At 71.0% G+C, this 16694-nt stretch carries 12 protein-coding genes; 9 read left to right on the plus strand and 3 right to left on the minus strand.

The genetic code is table 11. The annotated features are described in order from the left end of the window. Positions 1–38: 38 nt before the first annotated feature. The 6 genes from ACFUPX_RS01385 to ACFUPX_RS01410 all read left to right on the plus strand — a co-directional run bounded on the left by ACFUPX_RS01385 (position 39) and on the right by ACFUPX_RS01410 (position 6446). Positions 39–1631: an ABC transporter substrate-binding protein gene (locus tag ACFUPX_RS01385; RefSeq protein ID WP_383313855.1), complete on the plus strand. Its 1593-nt coding sequence runs from the start codon at positions 39–41 to the stop codon at positions 1629–1631. Then, positions 1628–2587, plus strand: coding sequence for an ABC transporter permease (locus ACFUPX_RS01390; protein ID WP_383313857.1), 960 nt, complete (start codon positions 1628–1630; stop codon positions 2585–2587). Before ACFUPX_RS01385 ends, ACFUPX_RS01390 begins: the two co-directional genes overlap by 4 nt. Then, a complete protein-coding gene (locus tag ACFUPX_RS01395) occupies positions 2584–3435 on the plus strand; it encodes an ABC transporter permease (protein WP_383313859.1) in 852 nt (283 codons plus the stop codon). Before ACFUPX_RS01390 ends, ACFUPX_RS01395 begins: the two co-directional genes overlap by 4 nt. Continuing rightward, positions 3435–4421, plus strand: coding sequence for an ABC transporter ATP-binding protein (locus tag ACFUPX_RS01400; protein ID WP_383313861.1), 987 nt, complete (start codon positions 3435–3437; stop codon positions 4419–4421). The genes ACFUPX_RS01395 and ACFUPX_RS01400 overlap by 1 nt, the downstream gene beginning before the upstream one ends. After that, positions 4414–5211 (plus strand): ABC transporter ATP-binding protein, encoded by a 798-nt coding sequence (locus ACFUPX_RS01405; protein WP_383313863.1) that lies wholly within the window; start codon positions 4414–4416, stop codon positions 5209–5211. Before ACFUPX_RS01400 ends, ACFUPX_RS01405 begins: the two co-directional genes overlap by 8 nt. Positions 5212–5285: 74 nt before the next feature. Then, the gene (locus ACFUPX_RS01410; RefSeq protein WP_383313932.1) at positions 5286–6446 is read left to right on the plus strand and encodes an agmatine/peptidylarginine deiminase; all 1161 of its coding nucleotides are present in this window, start codon (positions 5286–5288) and stop codon (positions 6444–6446) included. Positions 6447–6459: 13 nt separating this feature from the next. Here ACFUPX_RS01410 and ligD (ACFUPX_RS01415) read toward each other — a convergent pair whose 3' ends face one another. Then, positions 6460–7482: a non-homologous end-joining DNA ligase gene (gene ligD / locus ACFUPX_RS01415; RefSeq protein ID WP_383313865.1), complete on the minus strand. Its 1023-nt coding sequence runs from the start codon at positions 7480–7482 to the stop codon at positions 6460–6462. After that, positions 7479–8183, minus strand: coding sequence for a DNA polymerase ligase N-terminal domain-containing protein (locus ACFUPX_RS01420; protein ID WP_383313867.1), 705 nt, complete (start codon positions 8181–8183; stop codon positions 7479–7481). The genes ligD (ACFUPX_RS01415) and ACFUPX_RS01420 overlap by 4 nt, the downstream gene beginning before the upstream one ends. Before the next feature lie 211 nt (positions 8184–8394). Here ACFUPX_RS01420 and ACFUPX_RS01425 point away from each other — a divergent pair, with 211 nt between their 5' ends. Beyond that, entirely contained in the window at positions 8395–9276 is an 882-nt protein-coding gene (locus tag ACFUPX_RS01425) for an SDR family oxidoreductase (protein WP_383313869.1), read from the plus strand. 70 nt (positions 9277–9346) lie between these two features. Continuing rightward, entirely contained in the window at positions 9347–10273 is a 927-nt protein-coding gene (gene ligD / locus ACFUPX_RS01430; RefSeq protein ID WP_383313871.1) for a non-homologous end-joining DNA ligase, read from the plus strand. A gap of 7 nt (positions 10274–10280) precedes the next feature. Here ligD (ACFUPX_RS01430) and ACFUPX_RS01435 read toward each other — a convergent pair whose 3' ends face one another. Further along, positions 10281–11339, minus strand: a complete 1059-nt coding sequence (locus ACFUPX_RS01435; RefSeq protein ID WP_383313873.1) for a Ku protein — start codon at positions 11337–11339, stop codon at positions 10281–10283. A 1649-nt stretch (positions 11340–12988) separates the two neighbouring features. Between ACFUPX_RS01435 and ACFUPX_RS01440 the strand changes: the two genes are divergently transcribed. Further along, on the plus strand, positions 12989–16694 hold a 3706-nt coding region (locus ACFUPX_RS01440), incomplete at its 3' end, for a beta-ketoacyl synthase N-terminal-like domain-containing protein (protein WP_383313875.1).

Raw genomic sequence — 16694 nt, forward strand, 5'->3', positions numbered from 1 at the left:
GCGGCCGCAGTGGCGGCCGGCACAGGCGGTTCGCCGCCGTGACCGCCGCCCTGGCCTCGCTCGCCGTGCTCGCGGCGTGCGCCGGGCCACCCAGGAACGCCTCCGGCATTCCGTTCGCCCTGTCGGCCTCCACCCCACGGGCCAAGGGCGACATCGACTCCTTCACCTGGGCCCTCTACGCCGAACCGCCCACGCTCGACTACACGGTGGCGTTCGACTACCCGCAGAACATGGTCCTCTCCAATGTGTGCGAGAGCCTGCTGCGCTGGACGCCACAGCTCACCACCGAGCCCGGCCTTGCCCGCAGGGCGTCGCACCCCGACCCCACCACCTGGGTCTACGACCTGCGCGAGGGCGTGCGCTTCCACGGCGGCGGGACGATGACCGCCGACGACGTGGTGTTCAGCCTGGACCGGCAGCGGGACCCGGACAACGCCGCCGCGTGGGCGCAGGTGTTCCAGAACGTCACCTCCGTACGCAAGACCGGCGCACTCCAGGTCACCGTCAAGCTCAAGAAGCCCGACTCCCAGTTCCCCCAGTACATGGCGAGCGCGGCCGGAGTGGTCGCGTCCAAGGCCGGTGTCGAGGCGGCGGGCAAGGACTACGGCACCTCCGGCGGCCTCTCCTGCACCGGCCCCTTCTCGCTCGGCACCTGGCACAAGGGCCAGTCCATCGAGCTCGACCGCTTCGACGGCTACTGGGGGAGGAGGGCGAAGTCCGGCAAAGTGATCTTCCGGTTCCTGCCCGACGCCTCGGCACGGACCAACGCCCTGCTGAGCGGGGAGGCCGACGGCAGCTATCTGATCCCGACCGAGAGCTACGCCAGGCTGCGCGGCGGCGACGCCGGGAAGCTGTACTTCGGCGAGGGCCTGAGCACCGTCAACGTCAGCATCACCAATACGCGGGGAGCGCTCGGCGACCTCCGGGTCCGGCGGGCACTGTCCCTGGCGCTCGACCGCTCCGGCTTCGTCCAGGTCGGCCTCGGGGGAGCGGGCACCCCGACCGGATCGCTCACCACCCGCGCCGCCTGGGCCGGTGCGTCGGAGCGGACCAGGAAGCGGGCCTTCGAGGGCCTGCGGCCCGGCGCCCCCGACATCGCGCGGGCAAAAGCACTGGTCAAGAAGGCGGGTGCCGAAGGCAAGACCCTGACCATCGCCACCAGCCCCATCGGCCAGGACGTCTCGCTCCTCGCGACCGCCGTGCAGGCCGCGGGCACCCGGATCGGCCTCGACATCCGCCTCAAGTCCATCGCGCCCAACGCGTTCACCGCGCTGTTCACCGACCCCGGCGCGCGCAAGGGAATCGACATGTTCCCGCTCACGTACTACGACTCGATCACCGACCCGCTTGACCTCCTCGCGAACTTCAAGACCGGCGCCTACCTGAACTTCGCGGGCCACAGCGACAAGAAGTACGACGGCCTCGTCGACCGCGCCACCGCCGTCGACGACCCGAAGCGCCGCCTGGAGATCGAGGCGGCACTGCACCGGCGCGCCACGCGGAACCTGCTGTGGATCCCCGTCGCCGAGTGGCCCACCGCCGTGTTCCTCAACAAGAGGATCACGGGCGCCCCGACGACCATCTCGTACATGTACTACCCGTGGGCCGCCGACGTGGGGGCCGCGAAGTGACCTTCATGAGATTCGCGGCACGGCGGGTGGCCGAAATGGCCGCCACCCTGCTCGCTGCGTCGTTCGTGGTCTTCGGCGCGATGTATCTGGCGCCTGGCAGCCCCGCGAGCTTCCTGCTCTCGGGCCGCTCGGCCTCACCGGAAGCCGTCGCGGCGATCAACGCCCAGTTCCATCTCGACGATCCGTTCGCCGTACGGTACTTCGCCTGGCTCGGAGACATCCTCCAGGGCGACTTCGGGCGGTCCATCACCTACCGCACCGACGTGTCCCGCCTGCTGGCCGACCGGCTGCCCACCACCCTGCTGCTGATCACGATGGCGCTCACCGTGGTCGTCATCGTCGGCCTGTTCCTCGGCAGAGTGGCCGCCGTGCGCGGCGGGCTCACCGACTCAGCCGTCCTGATCACCACGACGTTCGCCGTCGGCACCCCTTCCTTCGTCGCGGCCGTGCTGCTGCAGGGTCTGTTCGCCGTACGACTCGGCTGGTTCCCCAGCGGCGGCGCGGGCGAAGGGCTCGGCGACATGATCTGGCATCTGACCCTCCCCGCGGTCGCGCTCGCCCTCTATCTGATCGGCATGCTCGCCCGGGTCACCCGCTCGGCCATGCTCGAAGCACTCGGCAGCGAACACGTCACCGTGGCCCGCAGCCGGGGCGTCCCCGAACGCCAGGTCATCCGCCGCCACGTCTTTCGCAACTCACTGAGCACCGTCCTGACCACCGGCGGCCTGGTCGTCTCCACACTCCTGGTCTGCACGATCCTCGTGGAGACCGCCTTCAGCGTCGGCGGCATCGGCCAGCTCCTCGAACTGTCCACCACCACCAAGGACTTCCCGACCGTCCAGGCCATCTCGCTCATCATCGTGGCCCTGTTCATGGCCGTGAACCTGGTCGTCGACCTGCTCCTGCCGCTGGTCGACCCGCGGCTCACGCTCGGCTCAAGGGGGTCCTCCACATGACCGCCGTCCTCACCCGCCGCCCCGGCCTGTCCAGGATGCGCGCCGCCAGATCGCCGCTCCACCTGGTGTGCCTCGGCCTTGTCGGCCTGATCGTCACCGCCGCCCTCCTCGCCCCCTGGCTGGCGCCCCACGACCCCAACGCCGTCGACCTCGGAGGCGCGCTCGCCGGGCCGTCCGCCGGCCATCCGCTCGGCGTGGACGCGGCGGGCCGCGACACCCTCTCCCGTCTGCTCCTGGGCGCCCGCACCTCCTTGTTCGGCCCCCTGGGCGTCGTCGTCTTCTCCACGCTCGCCGGGGTGGCCGTCGGCACGGCCGCGGCCTGGCGGGGCGGCTGGCTCGACTCCCTGCTCTCCCGCAGCACCGAACTCGTCTTCGCCTTCCCCGGACTGCTCCTCGCGATCCTCATCATCTCGGTGTACGGCGAAGGACTGCTCGCCCCGGTCGTCGCACTCGCCGTCGCCTACCTCCCCTACGTCAGCCGCCTCACCCGCTCCCTGGTCCTCGCCGAACGAGAACGCCCCTACGTCAGCGCCTACTTGATCCAAGGTCACTCGGCGCTCCAGATCTGCCTGCGCCACGTCCTGCCCAACATCGCCCCCGTCGTCCTCGCCCAGGCCACCATCAACTTCGGCTACGCCCTCATGGACCTCGCGGGCCTCTCGTTCCTCGGGCTCGGCGTGCCCCCGCTCACCCCCGACTGGGGCCGCATGGTCCTCGACGGGCAGACGGCCGTCCAGCACGGCTATCCGCTGTCCGCGGTCATGCCGTGCGTCCTCATCGTGCTGACGGTCGTCGCGTTCAACGTGGTCGGCGAGCGCTGGGCCGACCGCGTCGCCAGGAGGGCCTGATGAAATCTCCGTACGCACTCGACGTCCAAGGGCTGCGGATCACGCTCCCCGGCACCGCACGGCCCGTGCTCGACGGCATCGACCTGACCGTCGCCCCGGGGGAGACCGTCGCCCTCGTGGGCGAGTCGGGCTCCGGGAAGACCCTCACCTCACGCAGCGCCCTGAACCTGTTGCCGCCCGGCGCGCTCACCTCGGGCCACGTCCTCGTCGCGGGCGACGACGTCCTCGCCGTGAGCGCGGAACGGCTGCGGGCCCTGCGTACGGGAACCGCCGCCATGATCTTCCAGGACCCGCGGGCGGCGATCAATCCACTGCGCCGCATCGGCGACTTCCTCTGCGAAAGCGTCGTCCTGACCGGAGCGATGAACCACGCGGACGCGACCGCCCGCGCGACCGAACTCCTCCAGGAGGTCGGGGTCGACGCGTCCGTGTTCCGGAAGCACCCCGGCCAGGTGTCCGGCGGGATGCTCCAACGCGTCATGATCGCGGCGGCGCTCATGGGCGACCCCTCCCTGCTGCTCGCCGACGAGCCGACCACCGCTCTCGACGTCACCACCCAGGCCGAGGTCGTCGCCCTCCTGGCCCGCCTCCAGAAGCGCTTCGGCACCGGCATGCTCTTCGTCACCCACGACCTCGACCTGGCCGCGACGATCAGCGACCGCGTGTACGTCATGTACGCCGGACGCATCGCCGAGAGCGGCCCCGCCGACCTGCTGTTCGCTGGCCCCCGCCACCCCTACACGGCCGCCCTGCTCGCCTCCACGCCCCGACTGGACGCTCCCGCCGGACGCCTTGCCGCCATCGACGGTCAACCTCCCGATCTGCGGACAGCGTTGAGCGGCTGCCCGTTCGCGGAGCGCTGCCCGATGGCCACGGAAGTGTGCGACCAGCGGCCGCCCGAACTCCGGCCGGCCCCGGGACGGCCGGAGCATCAGGCCGCCTGCCACCACACCGACCAGCTCGAAAGGAGCCCCGCCGATGTCTGAGTACGCCCTCCAGGCCATCGGACTCACCCGCACCTTCGGGGCCGTACGAGCCGTGGACGACGTGTCCTTCGTCCTGCCGAAGGGCGGCGCCCTGGGCATCGTCGGGGAGTCCGGTTCCGGGAAGACCACCACCGCGCGCATCGTCGTGGGCCTCGAACGGGCCGACGCGGGCGAGGTCATGGTGGACGGAACACGCAGGCCGGCAGGCGTTCGTGGGCGGGCGCGGCGCCTGGCCCGCGCCCGCGAGGTGCAGATGGTGTTCCAGGACCCCTACCTCTCCCTCGACCCGAGAACGAGCGTCGAGTCGGTGGTGCGCGAGACCCTGCGCCTGCACTTCCCCGACCGGGACCACACGCCCCGGGTGCGCGAACTCCTCGACCAGGTGGGCCTGGGCGCACGGGCCGCCGACGCGCGGCCGGGGCAACTCTCCGGTGGCCAGCGCCAGCGGGTCGCGATCGCGCGCGCCCTCGCCGTGGAGCCCGCCGTCCTGGTCCTGGACGAGGCGGTGGCCGCCCTCGACGTGTCCGTCCAGGCGCAGATCCTCAATCTGCTCGCCGACATCCGCGAACAGACCGCGATCGGCTACCTCTTCATCACCCACGACCTCGGCGTGGTCCGGTGCGTCACCGACGACGTCATCGTCATGCGCCACGGCCGTGTCGTCGAGGCGGGCGCCACCGCCGAAGTGCTCGACGAGCCCCGCCACCCCTACACGCGGCTGCTCATGGAGTCCGTGCCGCGCCCCGGCTGGGACCCGGAACGGATCGCCGCAGCGCGACGGGCCCTGTGACGCCTCGTCACCGGACTCCTTCAGTCACATCTGAACCTCGAGCACACAGGAGGCACCAAGTGAGCGAAAGCCCAATGGGCGCAGCCGCAGGGCCGGTCCCGAACAGGGGGCACGGCCCGAACAGGCGCGGATTCCTGGCGGCCGCCGGACTGACCGCGGCCGGGGCGACCCTGGCCATCGCCCAGGGAAGGGCGGGCGCCGAGCCGAGCCGACGCCCCGCCGCAGGCACCTACCGCGTCCCCGTCGAGGACGCCCGCCACACCCGCACCTGGATGGCCTGGCCCGACAGCACCGCCATCTGGGGCGGAGGACGACTGAACGGCATCCAGAGCGACATCGCGCTGATAGCCCGCACGGTCGCCAAGTACGAACCGGTCGTCATGTGTGCCAACTCCGCGAGCGCGGCCAGGGCGCGCTCGATGTGCGGATCCTCGGTCACCGTCATCAGCTCCATCCCCGTCGACGACTGCTGGGCGCGCGACACCGGCCCCGTCTTCCGCACCGACGGAGCGGGCGGCCTCGACGCGGTCGGCCTCGGCTTCAACGGCTGGGGCAACAAACAGACCCACGGCAAGGACGCGCGCGTCGCCGAACGGATCGCCGCCAACGCCGGTGTGCCGTTCACCCGGGCAGGATTCGTGGGGGAGGGCGGCGCCATCGAACAGGACGGCGCGGGAACCCTGATGGCGACCCGCAGCAGCCTGCTCAACCGCAACCGCAACCCCGGAATGGCGCAGCGCACACTGGAGACGGCGATGCGCGACGCCTACGGCGCGTCCAAGGTCATCTGGTTCGACGGCGTGTACGGACAGGACATCACCGACGACCACGTCGACGCCACGTCACGCTTCCTCGCCCCGGGCGAGGCCCTGGTCCAGCTGCCGCTCGCGACGGACAACGACGCCTACGCCAAGGACGCCCGCCAACAGCACCGCACCCTGACCGCGTCGACGACCGCCACCGGCACGCCGATGGACGTACTGAAGCTCCAGGGCCCCGACTACGAGAGGATCCGTTCCACCAACCCGGACTTCCTGGCCTCCTACGCGAACTTCTACCTCTGCAACGACGCCGTCATCTGCGCCCACTTCGGCGACGAGGGCGCGGACGCCGCAGCCAAGGCCACCCTGGCCCGCCTCTATCCCGACCGGTCCGTCGAGCAGCTGAACATCGACCGCCTCGGCACAGGGGGCGGCGGCATCCACTGCGTCACCCAGCAGCAGCCCGTGCCGTAGCCGAACGGTCGGATCAGCGGGGAGCGCCCGGAGCCGGGCGCTCCTTGCCGACATCGGCCGGGTCCTTGTCGTCCCGCAGCCCCTGATAGCGGGGGTGGCGCAGCATGCCCTCGCGCGTCCACTCGGTGAAGGCGATCTGCGCCACGAGCCGGGGGCGCGCCCAATGGGCGGTCCGTTCGGCGACCCGGTCCGCGAACGGCGAGGCGGTCGCCCGGAGTTCGTCCAGTGCATGGCGCAGGGCGAGCAGGGTGCGCCGGTCGAAACCGGTGCCGACCTTGCCCGCGTAGCGCAGCCGCCCCTCGTCGTAGTACCCGAGCAGCAGCGCGCCGATCCCCACCCGGCTGCCGGCGGGCTCGGTGAAGCCGCCCACCACGAACTCCTGGCCCTGGGAGCACTTCAGCTTGAGCCAGTCGCCCGAGCGGCGGCTCTGGTAGGCGCTGTCGGCCCGTTTGGCGATGAGCCCCTCCCAGCCGCGCCGGCATGCGTCGGCCAGGAGCTCGGGGCCGCCTTCGTTGCGGTGGGTACTGAAGCGCAAGGGCGCTGCGAACGTGATGGAGCGGCGGAGCAGCGACTTGCGGGTACGCAGCGGCAGGCGCCGCACGTCGAAGCCGTCCAGGCGCAGCAGATCGAAGGCGTAATACGTCACCGCGACGGTGCTCGCGGCGACATCCGCCGGTCGGGTGAGTCCCATGCGCTGCTGGAGGCGCGCGAAGTCCGTTCGCCCGTGTGAGTAGGCCACGATTTCGCCGTCGAGGGTGAAGTCCGCGCACTCCTGCGCGGCGAGGGCGTCCACGATCTCGGGATACGTGGCGTCCAGCTTCCGCCCGGAACGGGACCGGAGCGTCACCCGGCCGTTCTCGAGTACGGCAAGGACCCGGATCCCGTCCAGCTTCCGCTCGAAGATCCAGCCCGGGGGGAAATCGCGCCGGTCGGTGAGGGTCGCCAGCATCGGGGAGGCCGCGAGATCGACGCCCGGCGCGGCTTTGCGGGCGTGGCCGTCCAGCCCGGGTGGCAGCGAGTCCAGCAGCCCGCTCATCCTTTCCCACCGCCGTGCGAAGCCCCCGCCGACGGGTCGAGGCCTTCGGCGATCTGGCGCAGCGTACGGCCGCTGCGTGCTGAGCGGGCGCGTCGCGGGTCCGGGGTGCCGCCGCCCGCGCGGTGCCCGGAACCGGTCCGTGCGAGCAGCCACGTCGGCTTCCCGGCGGACCCGCCGCTCTGCTCCTCCCGGCCGTGGAAGCGGGTGAGCGCGTACTGCCCGCGCAGCTTCTCGCCGTGCAGATCGAAGGTGACGTGACCGTTCTCGAGGGCCTGCCCGAACGGCACCGGCCGGTGCCGTTTGTCGTGACTGGTCGGCCGGTACGTGCCCCGGTCCCAGACCATGACGGTGCCGCCGCCGTACTCGCCCCGGGCGATCACCCCCTCGAACTCCCGGTACTCCAAGGGGTGATCCTCGGTGGGGATGGCGAGCCGCTTGTCGCGCGGATCGGTGGAGGGGCCCTTGGGGACCGACCACGACTTGAGTACGCCGTCCACCTCGAGGCGGAAGTCGAAGTGCATCGTGCTCGCGTCGTGGATCTGCACCACGAAGCTGGGCTCGGCGGAAGCCGAAGCCGGAGCCGAAGCCGAAGCCGGATCGGCCTCGGGTTCTTTCCGCTTCGAGCGCTCGCCGCTCGGCTCGCTCGTCCTCGCGAAGTGCCGCTTGGCGCGGTAGGTCCGCAGCTCGCTCTTCTCGCCCACCTCGACTCCCTTCAGCCGGGCCGTCGGCCGGACGCCAGCGATGACACGACGCTATGCACCCCCGATTTCATCCGCACGGCGAGCGCCCCCGGCGGCCGACATGTGTGGGACCGCGGTCCGCAGGACACCCGGTGCCCGATGGTTGGGCGCTCGCGGCTCAGAGGTGCGCGGAGCATGGTGGAGAAGGCGAACCGGAGGAAGGAAGACCCCGATGGGTGACACCCCGCAGGACCCCACGACGAAGCATCCGCGACCGGACTTCGCTCAGCAGGACCAGGAGCCGCCGGGCTGGACCGGACCGATGGACCCCGCGCCCGATCACGGTGAGGAGTCCTACCGGGGAAGCGGACTGCTGCGGGACCGGACGGCGGTGGTGACCGGCGGTGACTCCGGTATCGGCCGGGCCGTCGCACTCGCCTATGCCCGTGAGGGTGCGGATGTGCTGTTCACCCATCTGCCGGAGGAGGCGAAGGACGCCCGGGAGACGGCCCGCCTCGTCGAGAAGGCAGGGCGCCGCGGTCTGGCCGTGCCGTGCGACATCCGGGAAGAGGAACAGTGCCGTCGCCTCGTCGAGCGGGCCGTGGCGGAGTTCGGCCGCATCGACGTACTGGTCAACAACGCGGCTTACCAGATGTCCCGGCCGGGAGGCATCGAGGACATCACCACGGAGCAGTTCGACCGTGTCGTACACACGAACCTGTACGGGATGTTCTGGCTCTGCAAGATGGCCGTGCCGCACATTCCTTCCGGCGGTTCCATCATCAACACCACCTCGGTGCAGGCCTACAAGCCGAGCCCTCACCTGCTCGACTACGCCATGACCAAGGGGGCGATCGTCACCTTCACCCAAGGCCTCGCGCAGATGCTGGTCGACAAGGGAATCCGCGTCAACGCCGTCGCTCCGGGGCCGGTGTGGACGCCGCTGATCCCGGCCACGCTGCCGGACACCAAGGAGTTCGGGAAGCAGGCACCGATGGGCCGCCCTGCCCAGCCCGCGGAGATGGCGCCCGCGTATGTGTTCCTGGCTTCGGAGCACGCCAGTTTCATCACCGCGGAGATCATGAACGCCACCGGAGGCACGCCGCTCCCGTGACCGGACCGGGGGAGTGCCCGGGAGAGTGGGAAGGCAGCGGAAGGAAGCAGCGGGCGAAGGAGGCGGTGACGTGAGCCCCACCGTGGAGCTACGGGTCGGACGGCGCAAGGTCGAGGTGAAGCGGGCCGAGAAGGAACTGTTCCCGCAGGACGGCATCACCAAGGCCGATCTCGTCGAGCACTATCGGCGGGTGGCACCGCGCATGTTGCCCGAGTTGCGCGGCAGGCCTCTGATGCTCGAAAGGATGCCGGACGGGATCGACGGGGGCCGCTTCTACCAGAAGGAAGCCTCGGACTACTTCCCCGACTGGATCCGTCGCGCCTCGGTGGCCAAGGAGGGCGGCGAAGTGACGCATGTGGTCTGCGACGACACAGCGACCCTGGTGTATCTCGCCGGGCAGGCGTGCATCACCCCGCATCGCTGGCTGAGCCGCGCCGACCGGCCGCGCCGCCCCGACCGTCTTGTCTTCGACCTCGACCCGCCCGCCGACGACTTCGAGCCCGTGCGCCGCGCGGCTCACCGCCTGCGCGAACTGCTCGACGAGCTCGACCTCCCCTCCGGCCTGATGACCACGGGCTCACGGGGGCTGCACGTCGTCGTACCGCTGAACCGGCGCGATGACGCCGACGACGTGCTCGCGTTCGCCCGCACTGCCGCGCAGACTCTGGCGGCCCGGTACGAGCAGGAGCTGACGGTCGAGCCCCGCAAGGACGCCCGCAAGGGGCGCCTGTATCTGGATGTCGCGCGCAACGGCTACGCGCAGACCGTGGTCGCTCCGTTCGCCGTCCGGTCCAGGCCGGGCGCGCCCGTGGCCGTGCCGTTGGACTGGGGTGAACTGGACGCGCCCGATCTGACCGCCCGCCGCTGGACGGTGAAGGACCTCGGCGACCGCCTGGAGAAGGACCCCTGGGCGGGACTCGCGCGACGGGGGCGCGGCGTGACGGCGATGGCCCGGCGGCTGCGCGGCCTGGCGCGGGACGCGGCCCGTGCGCGGTGACGGCCGCTCAGGAGGTGGCTCTGTGCCGCCGTGTGCCGCGCAGGGCTTCGACGAGCTCCTCGCGGTTCATGGAGGAGCGGCCCGCGACCTCGGCGTCAGTGGCTCGTCGGTACAGCTCCGCCTTGGTCAGGGAGTCGAGCGGCGCACCCTTCTTCGACTTTCCGCCACCGGTCGTCGGCTTTCCGGAACCGGCGGACCGGCGGCGCTTGGCGGCGGCGTCGCGGATCTGGGTCGGCGGCGAAGCGCTGCCGTCGGCCCGCTTCTTGCCGCTGCCGCCGCGTCCCGAGGGCTTCTTCGCCCGGTCGACGCTCGCCCGTAGCGCGTCCATCAGGTCGACGACGTTGGTGGACTCGGCCGGGGGCTCCGCCTTCTCGACCGACTCGCCCGTGCGCTTGGCCTCGATGAGAGCCTTGACCTGCTCCTGGTAGGTGTCGTGGAAGTCTTCGGGCTTCCACTCGATGCGGAGCGTGTCGACGAGCTGGCGTGCCATCTTCAGCTCGCGGTCGGTGACCTTCGTCCTGCCCGGCAGATCGTCGATCTCGTCGCGCGGGTCACGGATCTCGTCCGCCCAGTGGAGGGTGTGCAGCGTCAGGAGACCGCTCTCGGCCTTCAGCGCGACCAGGTACTGGTGGTTGCGCATCACGAAGGTGGCGATCCCTGCCCTGTCCGCGTCGGTGAGCGCCTTCTCCAGGAGGGCGTAGACCTTCGTGTACTCCTTGCCCTTCGGGCCCAGGTAGTACGTCTTGTCGAAGAAGATCGGCTCGACGTCTTCGAGGTCGACGAACCCCGTGATCTCCAGTGTCTTGGAGCGCCCCGGGGCGATGTCGTCCAACTCGTCGGGCTCGACCAGGACGTACTCGTCACCCGCGTCGAAGGCCTTGACGATCTCGTCGAGCGGCACTTCCTCGCCGGTGCGTTCATTCACCCGCTTGTTGCGGACCCGGTCCGACGTGCCGCGCTGGAGCTGGTGGAAGCGGACGGTGTGGCTGTCCGTGGCCGTGAACATCTGGACGGGCAGGGACACGAGACCGAAGGTCAGCGTTCCGCTCCACACTGGTCGCGCCATGGCTGCCGGCCCCTTTCTGTCTCCACCCATGGCACCCCGGCGGAGGGGTTGCCGCATCCGGGCGCGGCCCGCACGAGATCCGGGCGCGGCCCGCACGAGATCCGAGTGCGGCCCGCACGAGGCCGCGCGTGTGCGGATCCGTGCTGTCACGGATCGATCAAGACACTGCTCAGGCCCTGAGCCGTTCCGGTCGTCTCCGAACGGCGTTCAGGGCGTGTGAGGTGAACCACAGATTCCGCCCGCGGGCCCGAAACGGTCAGAAGACGGAGCACGGGCGAGGCGAAACGGGCACGGCGGTTCTGGGGGTGATCCGCTTTCGGACACGGAGTGTGGTGCTTCGAATACTCACGAGTCAGGTGTCGCGGACGCGAACTGCCGTGGTTGATGCCAGGTGGTGAAGGGGTCGGGCATTCGCGGTGGCATATACGCGGGCGCGTTCACCGTGTCCGGCAACGTGCCCTATGCGCCAGTGGAGAAGTGTTGTTCTGCCTCCGATTGCCACATAAGGAGAGTCTGGTGCGGGCTGCACTCGCTCGGCTACTGTCGGGCCAGGCGCGAGGCCACGGGTATCGCGTTCGAACCGACCATGTGCCACCCATCCGCAGGCTGATTCGGTCTTCTCGGAGTACCACTCCCTCGGTCCTCCGTATCGATCCCTGCGACTGCACGGGGCCCGTATAAAAGGGGGATAAGAATCAGCTGGCCGCGACGTGGGGCCGGCGCTTGCGGGCATACCGCCTTGGCTGCCGTGTGAAGAACACGAGGGCTGTTCCTGTGCCCGAACTCAAGTCGCTGTTCTCATGAACGGCTTATGTCGTTCTCCAGCTATCAGCTGATGGGTCGTGAACTCCGACCGTCGCGAAATTAGATCCCGGCCGACGTCTCGTGGAGACGGCCGGGGGTTTGTACGGCACTCTTCCCTGCACCCTCACGGCCATTTCCGCGCCGGTCCTCTTTCTTGGTCCCGGCCACCTCCGCGCCCAGGCTCCGGCTCCGGCTCCGCGGCAGGGCGTGCTGCTCCGGGGCAACGTCGCCACGGTGCGAGGGTGCTCGGCCGGGTCGCTCCCGTGTCTCCCGGCCTGTGCCGGCCCTTCCTTGCTGGTCTCTACCCGCTTCGACCGGCCTCGGCGTGTGCGGTCGGCGAGCTGGTTCCCGCCCACTATTAATTCAGTGTTTCAAAGTGGTCTGCGCGAGGGCCGAATCTTGACGGGATCCGTATGGCCGGATCGTGACGAAGGAATGGCGTGTTGTTGATGCACGGGTGACGCCGCAATTCCATCCCTGCGGGCGCGAAGCCGCCCCTGCGCGATGGGGCAGAAGGTGCTGCGCGATAGGGCATGAGCTGCTTGGCAGCAGGGCAACGGGCGGGTTCGCTCCTCTCCGGGGCACGTCTATAGCCGGGTAAATTTTGGAAGTCCGTACGGTAAAGCCCGCGCGATGACGCGCCTCTGACCCGCGCCTTCACATGGCCTACGAGTGTTTTCCGCCGACGACAGACCGAAAATAGACCGCAGTTGACAATTTCTGGATAGCTGGCTTTGACTTGCGCTCGTTGTCGCGGCGATGTGGCCGAGAAAGCATCGAGCCGATTCAGGCCAACCATGCGTGTATCCCGTTCCAGTGGATTACTGACGAAGGCAGAGGCTGCCATGCGCTTATCAGAAGGGGTGTACACCGGCACTGTCGCCGTCATCGGGGCCGCGCCCGCGGCACCGATGCGGGCGGAGCGCGACCACGGTGTACTGGCCGAGCTGACCGGTATGACGCTGCCCGCGGACCGGACGGTGGAACTGGAGTCGGCGTGGGCGGCCTGTGAGGACGCGGGCATCGGCGCGGACGACCGGGCAGGCGTCGGCGTCTACATGGCCTCCGACACCGCCGACACCTCCGACACCGCCGACACGGCCCCGGCGGGCGAGTTGGCACGCGCGCTCGGCTTCCACGGCCCCTGCCGGACCGGACACGACCCGCTGACCGAAGCCGTCGCCGCCGTACGTTCCGGCGAGTGCGACGTGGCGCTGGTCGGGGCCGACGGCACCTTCGCCGTGCTCACGCGCTCGGACAGCACACGGACCGCGACCTTCGCCTACCTGCTCGACGCCGACCACGCATGGTCCGACGGCGTGCCCGCTTTGGTCGAGGCCGCGCTGGGATCGGGCCGGCCCCGGCCCGGCCGCGACGCGGCGGACGGCCCCGCCGTCCCGATCACCTTGTCGGCGCACAGCGACGACGCGCTGCGGGCGCGAGCCGCCGACCTGCACGCGCTGATCGAAGCCGAACCGGCCCTGCCGCTCGTCGACATCGCCTTCTCCCTCGCCACCACCCGGCCCGCTCTCGCCCGGCGCACCGCGCTGGTCGGCGGGGACCGCACGCGACTCGCCGATGAGCTGCTCGCCTTCAGCGAGGGACGAATACCCGCGCCGGGGCTCGCGGCCGGGAGGCCGGTGCGGGCCGCGGCGGACGACATCGCCCTGGTGTTCCCGGGCCACGGCCCGCAGTGGCTGGGCATGGCCGACGAACTCCTCGCCACGTCGCCGGTGTTCGCCGAGCAACTGCACGCATGCGCCGAGGCGTTGACGCCGTACGTCGACTGGCCCGTCCTCGACGTGCTGCGCGGCAGGGCGGACACGCCCTCCCTCGACCGACCGGACGTGGGACAGCCCGCGCTCTGGGCGATGATGGTGTCCCTGTCCGCGCTGTGGCGCTCCTGGGGCGTGCGGCCCGGCGCCGTGATCGGCTCCAGCGTCGGCGAGATCCCGGCCGCGACGGTCGCGGGCGCGCTGTCCGTCGAGGACGGCGCACGGGCCGTGGCCCTGTTCAGCCAAGCGCAGGTACACCTGCTCGAACGCGGCGTGATGCTCTCCGTCCTCGCGTCGGCCGACGACGTACGTGAGCGGCTCACCCGGTACGAGGATCTCGACCTGGCCGCCGTACACGCCCCCACCTCGGTCCTGGTCTCCGGCACCGAGGAGGCGGCCACCGAACTCCTCGCCGAACTGGCCGCCGACGGCGTCAGGGCCAGGAGCATCGCGATCCGTCTCGCCGCGCACGGCCGTCAGGTCGACTCCGTGCTCGACATGCTGCGCGCCGACCTCGCCCCGATCACCCCCCGCCCGACGGACGTGCCGATCTACACGGCCACCACGGGCGCCAGGATCGACCCGCTCACGCTCACCGCGGACCACTGGTGCCGCAACCTGCGCGGCACCGCGGACTTCGAGCGCGCCACGCGCGCCGTCCTGGCCGCCGGGCACCACCTGTTCCTCGAATCGAGCCCGCACCCGGTTCTCACCAGGTCCGTCCAGGAAACCGCCGAGGAAGCAGGCGTGGAGGCCGCCGTCGTCGGCACGCTGCGCAGGGAGCGGGGCGGCGCCGACCAGATGACCGCCGCGCTCGCCGAACTGCACGCGCACGGCGTGCTCCCCGACTGGCACGCGGTGTTCGAGGGCCGGGACGCGCGCGCGGTGCCGCTGCCCGCCTACCCGCTGCACGCGGCGCCCGCTGCCGCCCCCGCCCCGTCCTTCGCCGACCGCGTCGCCGCCGCCCCCGACCGCGCCGCGTTCCTCCTCGACCTGGTCCGCGCGCAGGTGGCCGCCACCGTCGGAGATGCCGCCCGGGAGGCCGAGCCCGCCGACGCGGACGCGCCGCTCCTCGAACTGGGCGTCGACTCGGCGGGCGCGGTGGCCCTGCGCAACCTGCTGAACGCGGCCACCGGACTGAACCTGCGGGTGTCGACGGTGTTCGACAACCCGACGTGCCGCGGCCTGGCCCGGCACATCGACCGCGTGCTGCTCGGCACCCCGGATGACGACGACGAGCCGCTCACCCCGACGGCCGTCGGCGACGACGAGCCGATCGCGATCGTGGCGATGAGCTGCCGCCTGCCCGGCGGCGTACGCAGCCCCGAGGACCTCTGGGAGCTGCTGTCCACCGGCGGCGACGGCATCACCGCGTTCCCCACCGACCGGGGCTGGGACCTGGACGGACGCTACGACGAGGACGCCGAGCGGGCGGGCGGCTACTACCAGCGCGAGGCCGGATTCCTGCACGACGCCCCGCAGTTCGACCCCGAGTTCTTCGGGATATCGCCGCGCGAGGCAGTGGCGATGGACCCGCAGCAGCGGCTGCTCCTGGAGATCGGCTGGGAGGCGATCGAGCGCGCCGGCATCGCACCGGCGACGCTGAGGGGCAGCCAGGCGGGCGTGTTCGTGGGCGCGATGACCATGGACTACGGGCCGCGGCTGCACGAGGCCCCTGCGGACCTCGAGGGCTATCTGCTCACCGGCAACACCGCGAGCGTCGCCTCCGGCAGGCTCTCCTACTCGTTCGGGTTCAACGGACCCGCCGTCACCCTCGACACGGCGTGCTCCTCGTCCCTGGCCGCCCTGCACCTGGCCGTGCAGTCGCTGCGGCGGGGCGAGTGCCCCGTCGCCCTGGCGGGCGGCGTCACGGTCATGCCGTCGCCGGGCATGTTCATGGAGTTCAGCAGGCAGCGCGCACTCGCCCCCGACGGCCGGTGCAAGGCGTTCTCTGCGAGCGCCGACGGGTTCGGCCTCGCCGAGGGCGCCACCATGGTGCTCCTGGAGCGGCTGTCCGACGCGCGCCGCAACGGCCACCCCGTACTCGCGCTGATCAAGGGCACCGCGATCAACCAGGACGGCGCGTCCAACGGACTCACCGCCCCCAGCGGCCCCGCACAGCGCAGGGTCATCCGGCAGGCGCTTGCCGACGCCGGCGTCCCGGCCGCCGAGGTCGACGCCGTCGAGGCACACGGCACCGGTACCCGGCTCGGCGACCCGATCGAGGCCGACGCCCTCCTTGCCACCTACGGCCGCGAGCACCCCGCCGACCGGCCGCTGCTCCTCGGCTCGGTGAAGTCCAACATCGGCCACACCCAGGCGGCTTCAGGCGTCGCGGGTCTGATCAAGATGGTCCTCGCGCTGCGGCACGGCGTACTGCCCCAGAGCCTGCACATCACCGAGCCCACCCCGCACGTGGACTGGACGTCGGGCGCCGTGTCGCTCGTCACCGAGACCATGCCGTGGCCCGAGGTCGAGCGGCCCAGGCGGGCCGGTGTGTCCTCGTTCGGCATCAGCGGCACCAACGCCCACGCGGTGCTGGAACAGGCACCCGACGACACCCCCACCGACCCGCAGCCGACGTCCGGGCCCGCCCCCTTGGTGCTGTCCGCGCGCACGGCGGACGCCCTGCGCGCCCACGCCGCCCAACTCGCCCCCGCGGCAGAGGCGCTGGCACCGGCCGACGCAGCCGATGCCTTGCTGTCACGGTCGGTGTTCGATCATCGGGCTGTGGTGGTGGCGGGTGGTGCGGATGCGTTGTCGGCGGTGGCTGGTG

Source organism: Streptomyces sp. NPDC057302 (genome assembly GCF_042667685.1).
Classification (GTDB): domain Bacteria; phylum Actinomycetota; class Actinomycetes; order Streptomycetales; family Streptomycetaceae; genus Streptomyces.